The following is a 15,066-nucleotide window of genomic DNA, read 5'->3' as shown; positions in this document are numbered from 1 at the left end:
TTGACGGAAACACGTCAGCAATTGAGCCCGTAACCAGCAACCGGCCACGGGCTCGACCGTTCACTCGATAAAGGTTTTGGCCAGCCGGTCGCGGATCGGTTGCGACAGGTAACTGATCACCGCCCGCTCACCGGTATTCACGAACAGATCGGCAGGCATTCCCGGCACCAGGTCCAGTGCGGCAACTTCGATGGGTTGATCGGCGTCCAGTTTCACCCGCGCCTTGAAGTAGGGCTCGCCGGTGCGATCATCCTCCAGCGCGTCGGCTGAAATGTCAAAGATACGGCCGCTGGCTTCGGGTACATCGGCTTGCGCGAAGGCTGACAGACGTACGCGTGTCGTCTGGCCAATCTGCAACTTGTCTATGTCTCCGGTATTAATCCGCGCCTCGACGATCAGCGCCTGATTGGCGGGCACAATATCCATGATCGGTTCGCCCGGCCGAATGACGCCGCCAGTCGTGGACACGGCCAGATTGACGACACGTCCACTGGTTGGGGCCAGAACCTGCGTCCGTTTCTGCCGCTCTGATACGCCCATGAACTGTGACCGGATCAGATCAAGTTGAGCATCGACCACGGCCAGCTCTCCGGCAATCACTTCATCGCGCAGCTTTTGCTGACTGATCAGAGACAGCTGCAACTCCTGCACCTGGTCCTCGGACTGAGCAATCTGGGTGCGCAGTGACGCGTCGACTCCACCCAGACGTTCCAGCTCAATCTGCCGCGCGCTGACCCGCGTGACGGCGACCAGCCCCTTGGCCAGTAAGGATTGAAGGTTGGAAAGTTCGACTTGGGTGATATCGATCTGGTTTTGAGTGGCACCGCGCTGTTCATTCAGCCCGGCGATCTGGTTGCGCAGGCCCTGAATGCGCTGCGCGTTGATTTGCGCTTCTGTCCTTCTGGCGCGGGCTTCGGCGTCGAACAGCTGTTTCTGGGTCACGTATGGGGACACCCAATGCAGGCGGTCCATGCCCTCCCGGAACCCTGCCAAAGCCGTAGGTTCGTCGAACAGTTCGTTCCCGCTCATCTGCGCCAACAGACGTGCGCGGCGTACGGACAATTCACCCAACTGACTGCCCAGAACGCTCAGCTCTACGTCAATTTCCGTGCTGTCAAGCCGCACGAGGGGCTGACCGGCTTTGATGAATTCACCATCTGCGACAAGGATCGAGTCTATGATGCCCCCGTCCAGATGCTCGACCGTTTTGCGGTCACCCTCGACGACGAACGAAGCGGGCGCGACTACGGCCCCATCCAGTTTTGAGGCGAAAGCCCAGTAGGCGCTGCCTCCGACAAAGGCCCCCAATGTAAGTAGCCCGAACAGGACATAGCGTTTGATCCCCGAGGAACCGTCCGCAAATTCCACGAATTCTGGGTCGTGCACGGCGACGGCGTTGAGGGGGTGAGAGCGTCGAGTCAAATGTGTCATTGGGCGGCTCCGGTGATCGGGGTTGCTTTGGTCGGGCGAAACGCTTGTTCTTGCGCATCAGTTTGCGCGGGATTGTTCAGAACATTTCGGCGATTGACCTTGAGAATATCGTCCTTTTCCCCGAACTGCGTCTGGGAACCGTTGCGCAGGACCATGACCTTGTTAGCGGCCTGCAAAGTTGCCGGACGGTGGGTCATGACAATTGTGATCGCGCCGCGTGCCTGAGCAGCAATAATCGCGTCACGCAGGGCCTGTTCACCTTCGGAATCCAAATCCGAGTTCGGTTCATCCAGGATCAGTACAAACGGATCACCGTAAAGTGCCCGAGCCAGCGCCAGCCGCTGACGTTGGCCACCGGACAAAAAGAAACCGCGACCGATACGGGTGTCGTACCCGTCCGGCAGGCTGCTGATCATCTCGTGCACCCCAGCTTCGCGTGCAGCGCGCAGGACTTCGGCGTCGTCGATCGCAATGGAAAACCGCCCGATGTTTTCACGAATTGTGCCGTCAAACAATTCGACATCTTGGGGCAGGTAGCCGATCTGCTTGCCCAGATCTTCTTGATTCCATTTGGACATTGGGGTGCCATCCAGCAAAATCTCACCCCTTTGCGGGTGCCAGACCCCGGCGAGCATCTTACCCAGCGTGGTCTTGCCCGAGCCGCTGTGTCCGATAATGGCCAGCACGTCCCCGGCCGCGAGACTAAAGTCGATCCCGCGGAGCGAGGCATTTACAGCGCTCGGTGGTCCAGCCTGTGCAATCCTGACGTCCAAAGACTTGAACGCCCGGGGCAGGTGCAGGTTGGGCGGTGTTTCAGCAAACTCTTCAGTCAGTTTTTTTAGCTTGGAATAAGATCCGCGCGCAGCCAGAAATGTGCGCCACTGGCCGATCAACTGGTCGATCGGTGCCAGGGCGCGGGCAAGAACAATGGTGGCGGCAATCATGACGCCTGCGGTGGTTTCACCGGTGATGGCAAGTGCTGCACCAAGGCCCAGAATGGCCGATTGCAAGCCCATCCGAACGGTTTTGGACAACACGGAAAAGCTGGCGACCCGATCGGCAGCTCGGGTTTTGTGCTGATGGGCGTCTGCCTGAAGCGAAGTCCAGCGTCGCCGCAGATCGGATTCCATGCCAAGCGCATGGACCAATTCGGCGTGTTTGTCACTTGTACTGAAAAGAGCGTCCGAACGTCCGCGCGCTTGTGACGCCAATTGCATGGGTGAGCGGGCGCGGGCGTTGTTGATCAGCGCCATAACTGTCAGCGTCAGCGCTCCGACCAATCCAAGGAGGCCCAGATAAGGATGCAGTACAAAAAGAACCAAAAGATATAGCGGAATCCACGGCGCATCGAAAAATGCTGTCAGAGTGGTGCCCGAAATGAACTCGCGAAAACCGTTCACATCTTCAACAAGGTTTTCTCCGGCTTCGCTCTCTCCTTGTACGCGGCGACGCATGGCGGCGCCAAGGACCGGAGCACCGACACCGAGTTCAAAGCGGGCGGCCAGACGGCCAAGGATGCGCATGCGTGTCAGGTCGAGGCATGCGACCACGATGAACACCCCGGCCAGCAATAAGGACAAGGCGATCAGCGTATCGAAATTCTGGCTGGTTAGAACACGGTCATAGACCTGCAGCATGTAGAGCGGTCCGGCCAGCATCAGAAGGTTCAGAAACAGGCTGAAAAAGGCCACCGCAACAAATCCTTTGCGCAGCGAGCCCCAGGCGGTTTTGACGGGATTGGCTTTCTGGAACATCGGGGAACCCTTTCCGGTTGGGCAAACGGGGCGACCTGGGCCGCCCCGCCATTGGTCGGTTAAACGATGAAGTCGTTTTCGTTCAGGTCGGCGACATCGACGCCGGCAAGGCGGATAGACCCGGCGTCGCCGAAGCTGATCACCGTGTCCTCACCATCCTGAACGGTGTTCGGACCGCCGTCGAAGTCAGGACCCAGATCGCCGATCTGAATTCTGTCCGAACCTGTTTCGAAGTCTGTGACAGTGTCGTCACCGAAGGTGCCCTGGAATAGGAAGGTATCTGCACCTGCGCCACCGATCAGGACGTCATTGCCACCCTCACCGTTCAACAGATCGTCGCCATCCGCTCCATTCAGGACATTCTGCTGATCGCTGCCGACAATCACGTCACCATCGTTTGAGCCGATGACGTTTTCGATCGAAAACAGAACGTCAGTTTCGACTTGGTTCTCGATCACGTCCTGCCCGATGACACCGGTTCCGCCGGTCGCGTCGACATCCAGCGTGGCGCCAGCATCCAGCAGCGTGTCCTGAACAACAGGGCCATTCACACCGGACTGTGCATTGTGCAGATGGATGGCCGATACAACACCGGGGGTCGGCGTGTTCAGATCGGCTTCGTTCAGGCCTACGACGCTCAGCTCGCTGGAATAGGCGACTTCGCCTGTTGCAAGGTTTTGGGTGATGACAACGGTTGCGTTGCCGGTGGCCTCGCTGTCCGATGTCGGCCCAGGCTCTTGCGCTGCGTCCAGACCGCCGCTCAGCGAAACTGTGCGGATGCCATTCTGGGTCACATCGCTGTCGACCAGCAATTGCCCGCGAATTTCCCCGGCGGGGAAGTCGGTGGTGTGGATGTTGTAGTACAGGTTGCCCTGAACTGCCTCTTCCACAAACCAGCCGCCGTCCGGGATGTTCGCGCCAAACTGATCGGGTGCGTCAACAGCCGCATTCTCGATCGAGACGTTGAAACCGGTATCGCGCGTGGCGGTGCCGTTGCCGTTGGCGTCAAGACGAACCTCAACCGCGACATCCAGATCCGAGAAGTCGGCCGTGTCGGTGCCTTCGCCTCCGTCGATGAAGTCGTTGCCCAGACCGCCGGTCAGGACGTTATTTGCATTGCCTGCGATCAGTACGTCATCGCCAGCGCCCCCGTTGATGTCACCATTGGTGGTGCCCAGATCGACAAAGATGTCATTGCCTTCGCCCAGCAGGACATTGCCGTTGATCACGCCTTCGTCGTCGTTGACGATGGTCACGTCACCGGCATCTGATGCATCGATCGCATTGACCGTGCCGCGGATTTCGCCCTCGTTCAGGATCGCTCCCAACAGGTTCAACCCACCGTCCACGCGGATACCTGCCGCGGCGCCCGAACCTTCGGACCCGGCGATCAGGCCTTCGTTGACGACAACGCCAGCAAAGGACGCATCATCCTGGCTGGTGAACAGGCGCAGACCGTCGCCGACCTGATTGCCTTCAACCGCGTCGCCACGGCCCTGCAGGACGCCATCATTCAGGATCGCAGCTGAAACAATGTCGCCAGACAGATCACCGGTTTGCAGCGAGATAGCGGAACCATTGTTACCTTCGCCTGCATCGACCAGACCGGTGTTGGTAAAGGTATAGTTATCGGCAGTGCCATCAGCATAGACGGTGCCATTGCGCTGGTTACCCGTGCCAAAAATCGTTCCCGAGTTTTCAACTTCGAGGCCATCGCCATCGATGTTCAGCGCGCGGCTATCCGAAGACACGAGACCTTCGTTCACGAAAGAACCACCTGCGTGATCACCAGTGCCGAAGTAGACACCGTTTTGGACGCCCGAAATGATACCCGCGTTGGTGAGTGTGCCCTGGAAGTTCACACCATTGACCACGCGTACCCCGGCCACGGTTCCGTTGGCACCTTCCGACGCGATTTCACCAGTGTTGGTGATTGTTGCATCGGTCGTGCCCACATTGCCGACATTGCCAATACGCACACCATCTCCAGCCAGTGACGTTGCTGCACCCGCGTTGCCGCGGCCCTGGATGATGCCCGTGTTGTCGAGCGTGAAGGTGTTCGCCCCGTCCGCTGCCCCGCCGATTTCAGCGCCAAAGCCCGAGCCCTGGTTCCAGTCGCCAGCATCGATCCGGCCAGAATTGGAGACCGCAAAGTCATCCGCCGTGCCGTCGGCATAGGCCGTTCCATTGCGCTGATCGCCAGTCCCCAAAATGGAACCTTCGTTTTCAACCTGCAAGCCGGTGCCGTCGATGTTCAGTGCGCGGCTGTCTGACGACACCGTGCCTCGGTTTACAAACGATCCGCCGGTATGGTCACCGTTGCCGAAGTAAACGCCGTTCTGAACACCTGCGAAAACGCCGGTCGCTTCGTTGATCAACTCTCCCTGGAAATTGACGTTGTTTACTGCGCGGAATGCGCCAACGGTTCCATTTGCACCTTCCGACGTGACCGAGCCGCTATTCGTGATCGTGCCGTCGAACAGGGCAGAGCCAAATCCTCCGCCTTCCAGCCGTGCGCCTTCCAGACGGATACCATCACTGGCAGTGCCCAGACCGGCGCCTGCGTTACCGCGCCCCGAAATGGTGCCGGCGTTCTGGACCTCGACCTCGCCATTGCCATCTTCGGCCAGCGACAGCGAGATACCCGCACCGTCATTGTGCTCACCCGCGTCGATCAAGCCTGTCGCAAGGTTGCTGATCGAGAAATCACGTGCGGTGTCATCGGCATAAACGGTGCCGTTGCGCTGATCACCGGTGCCCAGAATGTCGCCACCGTTGATCAGATCAACGCCCGAACCGTCGATGTTTACCGCGCGGCTGCCGGACTGGATGGTTCCAAAGTTCAAAACGTCCAGATCATGTTCGCCATTGCCGACGTACAGGCCATTGCGTGGACCTTCGATCACACCGGTCGAGGTGTTCAGGATCTCACCTTCAGTGTTTGCACCATCAGCGATGCGGATGCCCGCGGCGGTGCCCTGATTGCTTTCGGTTGAGATCAGGCCACTGTTGACGATCTCGGTTTCCAGAATGGTGCCTTCCGCGCCATCGTCGATGCGGATACCGTCACCAGCCAGACCGGTATTCGCCGCCGCTTGGCCACGACCCTGGATTGTCGCGCCAAAACCGTTGAAAACGTCTGTTTCAACACGGTCACCAATCTCATCACCGATTTGCAGAGAGATGCCAGCACCCTGATTGCCTTCGCCCGCATCAATCGTGCCGCCCGAGAAGTTCGAAATCGAAACGTCCTCGGCTGTGCTGTTGGTGTAGATCGTACCGTTGCGCTGATCCCCGGTACCAACGATGTCGCCGAAGTTGCGTACATCGATACCCTGACCTTGAATGTCCACCGCTCGGCTGTCCGAACTGATTACGCCGCCACGGAAATTATCCAGACTGCCCGAGCTGCCGCCCCCGGCAAACTGAACACCGTTGAATTCGCCTACGATCTCACCAAAGTTGCGCACGCTCGCACTGCCGGTGACCTGAACGCCGGTTGCCAGCGCATCGGGTCCGTTGTTGGCCTCGATCCGGCCCGAGCGGAAGTTAAAGACATCGACATCCTCGCCCTGCGCCTGAACGGCTGCAACGGCGTTGTTGGTAACGATCTCTCCAAAGTTCAGCAGGCGGGAAAAATCGTTTGCCAGAACAAAGGCCGGGGTGTCATCAACCACCGTACTTTGAAAGAAGTTGTTAAATAGGGTTTGGCCATCGCGGGTTGTCTCTTGTGCCAGGGTAGACGTGGTCAAGAGACGGGCGCGCAGGCTTGCCAGAAGTTGGGACAGCATGGGGTACTCCGTCAGTAATTGTTACGTTTGGCAGCCCGCCCGATTGTCTGGGCGTTCCACGTAGCAAAGGGGTAGACGGCACCCGGGGTCTGCTGAAATTCATCCTGCAAATCGGTGTTATAACCAACGCGAATACTCACGATCTTCGTGAGAACTGACATGTTTACATGCCCAAAAATCATCGCGTTACGGCGTTATGGCCTTTCGCGAAATTCTATTCGCATGCGCCGGTTGACAGTTTTGTCAGTGGAATTGATCGGGATTTCCTGCAGCAGCGGCTGCTTTGCGGTATGAAGAGAGCGGCTTTGAGCCGACTTTTGCACGACCGCAGAGAGATTGAGCGGATGAATTTCAGGGATTTGGAATACGTGCTCGCCATAGCAAAGCATGGCCAGTTCAGTCAGGCGGCGGTGGCTTGCAACGTTTCGCAGCCCGCGTTGTCGAACCAGATCAAGAAGCTTGAGCAGGAATTGGGTGTAGAACTGTTTCTGCGCCTCAACAACGAAGTGCGGCCGACCGCATTTGGTCAGCGTATTCTTAGGATCGCTGACAGCATACTTTCCGATGCTCAGAAAATTCGCGATACAGCGACCGAGTTTCGCGATCCCGAGGCGGTTCCTTTCCGGATCGGCATGACCCCAACCCTGGCGCCATATCTGACGCAGTATTTCGCTGAACTGTTCAGCGATCTCTTCCCGCGGATGCGTGTGACGATGATCGAGGACCTTCCACAGAACATGCTGGAAATGATCGAGGACCACCGGCTGGATCTGGCCTTAGTGGCTAAGGTCAACCACAATGCGGCGCTGGACTTCACGTCGATCTGGACTGAGCCGCTGTTTCTGGCCCTGCGCGAAGGACACCCGTTGTGCACTCTGCCGTCCATCGCGCCCGAGGACGTGCCACCGCATGACTTCATCCGGCTGCCGCACAGCTTTGGCTATGAGCTTGAAGACCGCCTGCCCAAATCCGATCCGGCGATCCGGGTCCGCAAGCGGTTTGATCTGAGCGCACTGAGATTTGAGACGATCTGCCGGCATATTTGCCACTCGGACGATTGTACTATCGTTTCGGCATTGGCAGCAGAACAGTTCAAACGGGACAAGTGGCCGATATGCTTCATCCCTTTTGATGCCCCCGGTCACCTGCGCAACCTTGGTGCAGCCACCCGCCCCGGATGCCCGAGGCGACCCTTGCTGAACCGTATAGGCGCGTATATTCAGGACAACCCTCCGGTCGGTGTGACGCCAACCTTCTCCCAGTGACCCGTCAGCCTCGGCTTCGTTCGCCCGTCGCTCCCGCATTGGACATGCGAAAGGCCGCATCGCGCGTCGTTGATTCCGCGAATTGTTCAGGCTCTCAAAGTGAGTTGACAATGGATTTTGTATTTTGGATACATTGAGCACAGATTTCGCGGCGATGAGAGTCGTCTTTGATTGCTTGGCAAAAAAAAGCAACGCGAAGGCCGAACGAAAATATTTCTGGGAGACAATCATGAAACTTAGACTATTGGCTGCAACAGCGGCAATTGCCCTGTCCAGCGCGGCCGCGCAGGCAAACACGCTGGTTTATTGTTCAGAAGGTTCACCTGAAGGGTTCGATCCGGCGCTGTTTACGGCCGGAACCACTTTTGATGCGTCATCGCACCCGATCTATAATCGCCTGCTTGAATTTGAAACAGGTACGACCAACGTGATCCCGGGTCTGGCAGAGAGTGTCGAAGCTAGCGATGACGGTCTGGAATACACGTTCAAGCTGCGTCAGGGCGTCAAGTTCCATTCGAATGACGAATTTACGCCGACCCGTGATTTCAACGCCGACGACGTGATCTTTTCGTTCATGCGTCAGAAGGATGACGGCCATCCCTATAACCAAGTTTCCGGCGGAACCTGGGAATACTTCAAAGGTATGGGTATGCCCGATCTGGTCGAGTCCATCGAAAAGATCGACGACTACACCGTGAAGTTCACTCTGGCCAAGCCCGAGGCTCCGTTTGTCGCCAACATGGCGATGGATTTCGCATCAATCCTGTCCGCAGAGTATGCGGATGCGATGATGGAAGCGGGAACACCGGAAAAACTGAACACCGCGCCGATCGGCACCGGCCCGTTCTCGTTCGTGGCTTATCAAAAAGACGCTGTGATCCGCTATGCCCAGAATGCCGACTACTGGAAAGACCCGGCGGATGTCGAAAACCTGATCTTCGCGATCACTCCGGATGCCTCGGTTCGCTATCAGAAGCTGAAGGCTGGCGAATGCCACATCATGCCCTATCCGAACCCCGCCGACATACAGGCGATGCAGGATGACGCTGACATCAACATGATGGAGCAGGAAGGTCTGAACGTCGGATATCTGGCCTACAACACCACCATGGCGCCGTTCGACAACCCGAACGTTCGTAAGGCGCTGAACATGGCAATCGACAAGAACGCCATCATCGACGTTGTGTTCCAGGGCTCGGGTCAGGTTGCCAAGAACCCGATTCCGCCGACCATGTGGAGCTACAACGAGGCTATAACCGACGACGCCTACGATCCTGAAGCGGCCAAAGCGATGCTGGAGGCCGAGGGTGTTTCTGACCTGTCGATGAAGGTCTGGGCAATGCCGGTGCAGCGTCCGTACAACCCAAACGCACGTCGTATGGCCGAACTGATCCAGGAAGATTTTTCCAAGGTCGGCGTAGACGTTGAAATCGTGTCCTATGAATGGGGCGAGTATCTGTCGCGTTCGAAAGAACTGAACCGGGATGGTGCGGTTCTGTTGGGCTGGACAGGTGACAACGGCGACCCAGACAACTTCCTGGCGGTTCTGCTCGGCTGCGACGGCCGCGAAGCGTCGAACCGTGCACAGTGGTGCCACGAGCCGTTCGAAGATCTGATCTTGAAGGCTAAGCAGTCCACCGATCAGGCTGAGCGTACCAAACTGTACGAAGAGGCGCAGGTTATCTTCAAAGAGCAGGCCCCGTGGGCGACCATCGCGCACTCGGTTGTTTACATGCCGATGAGCAACAAGGTTCAGGGCTACAAGGTGCACCCGCTGGGCGGCCACATCTTCTATGGTGTGAGCGTCGAATAAATCACCACTCACTGGCCGGAGCCGCCGAACCGGTGGCTCCGGCTTCTTTTATGGGAGGTCGGCCTGAATGCCGGATTTGTCCGAGTACCGTCAACTGGCAAAGGACATGTCAGTAGATGCCGTGGCACTGGTGCCCGGCCCGAATTTTACCCGCGCTTTGGGAAAACCCTTCATGAGTCACGAACGGCCCTTTGTGGTCATGATCCCGGCCGAAGGGACACCGGCAGCAGTTGTGCCCAATCTGGAATTGGGGTCATGGGAATTGGTCGGTTTCGAAGGCGCAGTCTTTGATTGGCGCGATCAGACCGGATATGACGACGCCTTTTCTGCACTTGCCGAGTTTATGCCGTTGCGATCACTGGCCGTCGAAGGTCAGGTCATGCGGGTTTTCGTATCAAAGGCGTTCACCCGAGCGCTGCCAGACCTGCGTATCGTCGACGCCGAACGAGAGATTTCCGGCCTGCGGATCATCAAAACCGATGAAGATATCGCGGCGCTGCAAGCCGCCATCGATATCTCAGAACGCGCGCTTGATCGTGTGATCGCGGACGTTCGCGTCGGTCAGACCGAGAAGCAAATCGAACAGGCACTCATCCAGGCCTTATTTGCCGAAGGCGCGGCCTCGCTGGCCTTCTCACCGATTGTCGCCGCCGGGGATAACTCGGCTCGCCCGCATGGCAAGGCGCGGGCGGATTATCAAATCAAACCGGGCGATGCGCTATTGTTCGATTTCGGTGCCCGCAAGCACGGATTTGCCGCCGATATCACGCGCACATTCTTTGTCGAAGAGGTCTCGGATGAGGGTAGGGCGGTCTACGACACCGTTCTACGCGCAAATCTTGCAGGATTCGAGGCCTGTCGTCCGGGCGTAGCTGCTCATGACATCGACGATGCAGTAATCAGCGTGCTTGAGGCCTCGCCCTACGCTGATCGTATTCGTACCAAAACGGGTCACGGGCTGGGTCGCGACGTACACGAGGCGCCATACATCATGCGCGGCAATGATCAGGAAATCCTTGCAGGGATGGTCTGGACGAACGAGCCGGGCCTTTATGATCTGGACAATTTCGGCGTTCGCATCGAAGATGATGTATTGGTAACCGAAAATGGCTGCCGGTCGCTGACCAGCTTTCCCAAAGATCTAACAATCATAGGTCGCTGATGTTTGGCTACTTACTTACCCGCCTCGGTATGTTCATACCGACATTCTTGGGCGTGACCCTGATCTCTTTCATGTTCATCCGGGTTTTGCCGGGCGATCCCATTATCGTCATGGCCGGTGAACGGGGCATGACCGAAGAACGCTATCAGGAGATGGTCGAAAAACTGGGCTTCGATAAACCGGTTCTGCAGCAGTATTGGGACTACCTAGTGGGCGTTCTGCGCGGCGATCTGGGCGAGAGCTTTGTCACCAAGAAACCCGTTTGGGATGAATTCTTTGCCTTGTTCCCTGCCACACTGGAGCTGTCGCTTTGCGCGATGATCTTTGCTGTGGCGCTTGGGCTGCCCGCCGGCGTGATCGCGGCGGTAAACCGGGGCAAGTTCTTTGACCGGGCGCTGATGTCGTCCGCGCTGGTTGGATATTCCATGCCGATCTTCTGGTGGGCGCTGCTACTGATTATCGTGTTCTCCGGCAATCTGGGCTGGACGCCTGTTTCGGGCCGGATAGACCTGTTGTATTACTTTCCCAGCGTTACCGGCTTTATGCTGATCGACAGCCTGCTTTCGGGCCAGCCGGGGGCGTTCGGCTCGGCCGTGCGGCACCTGATCCTGCCAACGATCGTGCTGGGGACCATCCCGCTTGCCGTGATCGCACGTCAAACCCGGTCGGCCATGTTGGAAGTTCTGGGCGAAGATTATATTCGAACCGCCCGCGCCAAGGGCCTGTCGCCGACACGGATCAATGGGCTACACGCACTGCGCAATGCGCTGATCCCGGTTGTTACGGTAATTGGTCTGTCGGTCGGCACTCTGCTGGCGGGCGCAATCCTGACCGAGACGATCTTTAGCTGGCCCGGTATCGGAAAATGGATGGTCGACAGTATTTTCCGCCGTGACTACCCGGTTGTACAGGGTGGCCTGCTGATGATTGCCGTGATCGTGATGCTGGTGAATCTGCTGGTCGATGTCCTCTACGGCGTCATCAATCCCAAAATCCGGAGGCGGTGATGGCTGAACTGTCCGCAACCCAACCCAAAACCGAGGACCGCCCCAGCGCGCTGCGTGAGTTCTGGTTCTACTTCAGCGAAAACCGCGGCGCCGTCATGGGGCTGTGGGTGTTCTCCGCCTTCGTGTTCTGCGCGGCCTTTGCACCTTTGCTGGCGCCTTACGATCCGACCGAGCAATTTCGCGACCACATTCTGCAGCCACCCGCCTGGCAGGAGGGCGGTAGCTGGACCTTTCCTCTGGGTACCGACCCGCTGGGCCGGGATATGCTGTCGCGCCTTATCATGGGCTCTCGCTACTCGTTCTTCGTCGGCATCGTCGTGGTCTGTGTCGCGGTAACTGGCGGTGTGATTATTGGGCTACTGTCCGGATTTGCGCCCAAATGGGTCGACACGCTAATCATGCGGATAATGGACATTATTCTGTCCTTCCCCTCGCTGTTGCTGGCACTGGTTCTGGTCGCAATCCTCGGCCCGTCGCTGACCAATGCGATGATCGCGATCGCCATCGTGTTTCAGCCACATTACGTACGCCTGACCCGGGCATCTGTTCTGGCGGAACGGCAAAAGGACTATGTCACCTCGGCCCGGGTGGCCGGTGCGGGTAAAGCGCGGCTGATGTTCAAGACCGTGCTGCCGAATTGTCTGGCCCCTATCATCGTGCAGGCGGCGTTGTCGTTCTCGACCGCCATTCTGGACGCCGCCGCCCTTGGTTTTCTGGGCATGGGGGCTCAACCACCCACGCCCGAATGGGGCACCATGCTGGCCGAAGCGCGCGAGTTCATTCTGCGTGCCTGGTGGGTGGTGACCTTCCCGGGGCTGGCCATCCTCGTGACAGTGCTGGCGATCAATCTTATGGGCGACGGTCTGCGCGATGCGCTGGACCCGAAACTGAAGCGGAGCTGACGATATGAGCCTTTTGGATATCCGAAACCTCACCGTCGAATTCGCCACCGCTTCGGGCAAGTTCCGCGCCGTGGATGGCGTTGACCTTTCGGTCAACAAAGGCGAGTTGATGGCCATTGTCGGCGAAAGCGGGTCTGGCAAATCGGTGTCGATGCTGGCTCTGATGGGCCTGCTGCCGTGGACCGCGACGATTACAGCCGACGAGTTGCGCTTTGAAGGCATCGATCTGACCCAGATTTCGGCGCGGGATCGTCGCGACATTATCGGCAAGGACATCGCGATGATCTTTCAGGAGCCGATGTCCTCGCTGAACCCCTGTTTCACTGTCGGTTTCCAGATCAAGGAAGCGCTGCGCATTCATCTGGGCCTGAACCGGAAAGAGCGGCACCAGCGCGCGATTGAACTGTTCGATCAGGTCGGCATTCCCGCGCCCGAAAGCCGACTGAACACCTTTCCGCACCAGATGTCTGGCGGCATGAACCAGCGCGTGATGATCGCGATGGCGATCGCCTGCAAACCCAAGCTGTTGATTGCAGATGAACCAACAACGGCCCTGGACGTGACGATCCAGGCGCAGATTTTGGACCTGCTGATGCGGCTACGGGATGAGCAGGGCATGGGGCTGGTCCTGATCACGCATGACATGGGCGTCGTCGCCGAAACGGCTGAACGCGTTCAGGTGCAATATGCAGGCCAAAAGGTTGAGGAGCAGCCTGTCCGTGATTTGTTCCGAACTCCGCGCCACCCCTATACATCTGCACTGCTAAGTGCGCTGCCCGAACGAGCTACCTCAAAAATGTTGCCGACCATTCCCGGCGTTGTTCCGGGCCAGTTCGACCGTCCCAAAGGGTGCCTGTTCAGCCCAAGATGCAAATACGCGGACGAGTTGTGTCGGAGCACCCCGCCAATCCCACACAGCGTTGAGTTCGGTAAAGCCCGCTGCCACCATGTCGAGAAGATAACCGCCGGAGAACTGGTATGACCGCACCTATCGTTCAGGCGAACGCCTTGGCCCGGCATTACATTGTAAAAGGCGGGTTGCTGTCGAAATCGGCAACGGTCAAGGCGCTATCCGGTGTGGATTTTGACCTGAAGCCGGGAAAAACGCTGGCAATCGTGGGGGAATCCGGCTGCGGGAAATCGACACTGGCACGTGTGGTGACAATGATCGAGGAACCAACGTCGGGTACTCTGACCATCGACGGTATCGACATTACCCCGTCGAAATGGGCTGAGATGCGCGAAACTGTGCAGATCGTGTTTCAGGACCCTTATGGCTCACTCAATCCGCGGCAGCGGATCGGGCAGATCCTGCAGGAACCGCTGATTATCAACCGTCCTGAAATGTCGGCTGCGGACCGTGAAAACCGCGCTCGCGAAATGATCGACCTCGTGGGTTTGCGCCCCGAGCATTACGACCGCTATCCGCATATGTTCTCGGGCGGTCAGCGTCAGCGCATCGCCATCGCGCGCGCCCTGATGCTCAATCCCAAGGTTCTGGTATTGGACGAGCCCGTTTCAGCGCTGGACGTTTCAATCCAGTCACAAATCCTGAATCTTCTGGTCGAACTGCAGGAAAGACTGAATCTGGCGTATCTGTTCATCTCGCATGACCTGTCCGTGGTGAAGCACTTCGCCGATGATGTGATTGTCATGTATCTGGGGCGCGCGGTTGAGAAGGCCCCGAAGGAACAGTTGTTCGCAGCACCGCGGCACCCGTATTCAAAGGCATTGTTGTCGACGACACCACGGGCAGACCCAGACGCGCGGAAAGATCGCATCAAGCTGGAAGGTGAGCTTCCGTCCCCCATGAACATCCCAAAAGGCTGTGCATTTGCACAACGCTGCTGGCTTGCGACCGAAGAATGCCGGGTAGCTCCGCCAGAGCTAAGCGGGACCACGCATCAGGTGGCGTGCCTGCATCCTTTGGAATAACAAGAG

At 58.0% G+C, this 15,066-nt stretch carries 10 protein-coding genes; 7 read left to right on the top strand and 3 right to left on the bottom strand.

Features of this window, described 5'->3' with window-relative positions:
• Positions 1-60 precede the first annotated feature (60 nt).
• Genes MHN28_RS18075 through MHN28_RS18065 form a run of 3 tightly spaced genes read right to left on the bottom strand, consistent with a single transcriptional unit; the run spans position 61 to position 6,976 of the window.
• Positions 61-1,431, bottom strand: a complete 1,371-nt coding sequence (locus MHN28_RS18075; protein ID WP_239343973.1) for an HlyD family type I secretion periplasmic adaptor subunit — start codon at positions 1,429-1,431, stop codon at positions 61-63.
• A complete protein-coding gene (locus tag MHN28_RS18070; protein WP_239343972.1) occupies positions 1,428-3,185 on the bottom strand; it encodes a type I secretion system permease/ATPase in 1,758 nt (585 codons plus the stop codon). Before MHN28_RS18070 ends, MHN28_RS18075 begins: the two co-directional genes overlap by 4 nt.
• A gap of 59 nt (positions 3,186-3,244) precedes the next feature.
• Entirely contained in the window at positions 3,245-6,976 is a 3,732-nt protein-coding gene (locus MHN28_RS18065) for a CHRD domain-containing protein (protein ID WP_239343971.1), read from the bottom strand.
• A gap of 305 nt (positions 6,977-7,281) precedes the next feature.
• Between MHN28_RS18065 and MHN28_RS18060 the strand changes: the two genes are divergently transcribed.
• The 7 genes from MHN28_RS18060 (at position 7,282) to MHN28_RS18030 (ending at position 15,060) form a co-directional block, all read left to right on the top strand.
• A complete protein-coding gene (locus MHN28_RS18060; protein ID WP_239343970.1) occupies positions 7,282-8,241 on the top strand; it encodes a LysR family transcriptional regulator in 960 nt (319 codons plus the stop codon).
• A 229-nt stretch (positions 8,242-8,470) separates the two neighbouring features.
• On the top strand, positions 8,471-10,054 hold the full coding sequence (locus MHN28_RS18055) for an ABC transporter substrate-binding protein (protein WP_239343969.1): 1,584 nt from the start codon (positions 8,471-8,473) through the stop codon (positions 10,052-10,054).
• Positions 10,055-10,121: 67 nt separating this feature from the next.
• Positions 10,122-11,216: a Xaa-Pro peptidase family protein gene (locus tag MHN28_RS18050; protein ID WP_239343968.1), complete on the top strand. Its 1,095-nt coding sequence runs from the start codon at positions 10,122-10,124 to the stop codon at positions 11,214-11,216.
• Positions 11,216-12,223, top strand: coding sequence for an ABC transporter permease subunit (locus MHN28_RS18045; RefSeq protein WP_239343967.1), 1,008 nt, complete (start codon positions 11,216-11,218; stop codon positions 12,221-12,223). The genes MHN28_RS18050 and MHN28_RS18045 overlap by 1 nt, the downstream gene beginning before the upstream one ends.
• Entirely contained in the window at positions 12,223-13,125 is a 903-nt protein-coding gene (locus tag MHN28_RS18040; RefSeq protein ID WP_239343966.1) for an ABC transporter permease subunit, read from the top strand. The genes MHN28_RS18045 and MHN28_RS18040 overlap by 1 nt, the downstream gene beginning before the upstream one ends.
• 4 nt (positions 13,126-13,129) lie before the next feature.
• The gene (locus MHN28_RS18035; protein WP_239343965.1) at positions 13,130-14,107 is read left to right on the top strand and encodes an ABC transporter ATP-binding protein; all 978 of its coding nucleotides are present in this window, start codon (positions 13,130-13,132) and stop codon (positions 14,105-14,107) included.
• Positions 14,104-15,060, top strand: coding sequence for an ABC transporter ATP-binding protein (locus tag MHN28_RS18030; RefSeq protein ID WP_239343964.1), 957 nt, complete (start codon positions 14,104-14,106; stop codon positions 15,058-15,060). The genes MHN28_RS18035 and MHN28_RS18030 overlap by 4 nt, the downstream gene beginning before the upstream one ends.
• The last annotated feature ends 6 nt before the right edge of the window (positions 15,061-15,066 follow it).

The sequence above is a fragment of the Ruegeria sp. Ofav3-42 genome (assembly GCF_022347725.1).
Taxonomy (GTDB): domain Bacteria; phylum Pseudomonadota; class Alphaproteobacteria; order Rhodobacterales; family Rhodobacteraceae; genus Ruegeria.
The sequence above is the reverse complement of the archived record's forward strand: the minus strand, read 5'-3'. Positions and strand labels throughout refer to the sequence as shown.

What these genes read in the sequence shown, in the direction of transcription:
- MHN28_RS18030 (WP_239343964.1), top strand. Translation starts at nt 14,104, where the DNA reads ATGACCGCACCTATCGTTCAGGCGAACGCCTTGGCCCGGCATTACATT.
- MHN28_RS18045 (WP_239343967.1), top strand. Translation starts at nt 11,216, where the DNA reads ATGTTTGGCTACTTACTTACCCGCCTCGGTATGTTCATACCGACATTC.
- MHN28_RS18075 (WP_239343973.1), bottom strand. Translation starts at nt 1,431, where the DNA reads ATGACACATTTGACTCGACGCTCTCACCCCCTCAACGCCGTCGCCGTG.
- MHN28_RS18055 (WP_239343969.1), top strand. Translation starts at nt 8,471, where the DNA reads ATGAAACTTAGACTATTGGCTGCAACAGCGGCAATTGCCCTGTCCAGC.
- MHN28_RS18040 (WP_239343966.1), top strand. Translation starts at nt 12,223, where the DNA reads ATGGCTGAACTGTCCGCAACCCAACCCAAAACCGAGGACCGCCCCAGC.
- MHN28_RS18065 (WP_239343971.1), bottom strand. Translation starts at nt 6,976, where the DNA reads ATGCTGTCCCAACTTCTGGCAAGCCTGCGCGCCCGTCTCTTGACCACG.
- MHN28_RS18070 (WP_239343972.1), bottom strand. Translation starts at nt 3,185, where the DNA reads ATGTTCCAGAAAGCCAATCCCGTCAAAACCGCCTGGGGCTCGCTGCGC.
- MHN28_RS18035 (WP_239343965.1), top strand. Translation starts at nt 13,130, where the DNA reads ATGAGCCTTTTGGATATCCGAAACCTCACCGTCGAATTCGCCACCGCT.
- MHN28_RS18050 (WP_239343968.1), top strand. Translation starts at nt 10,122, where the DNA reads ATGCCGGATTTGTCCGAGTACCGTCAACTGGCAAAGGACATGTCAGTA.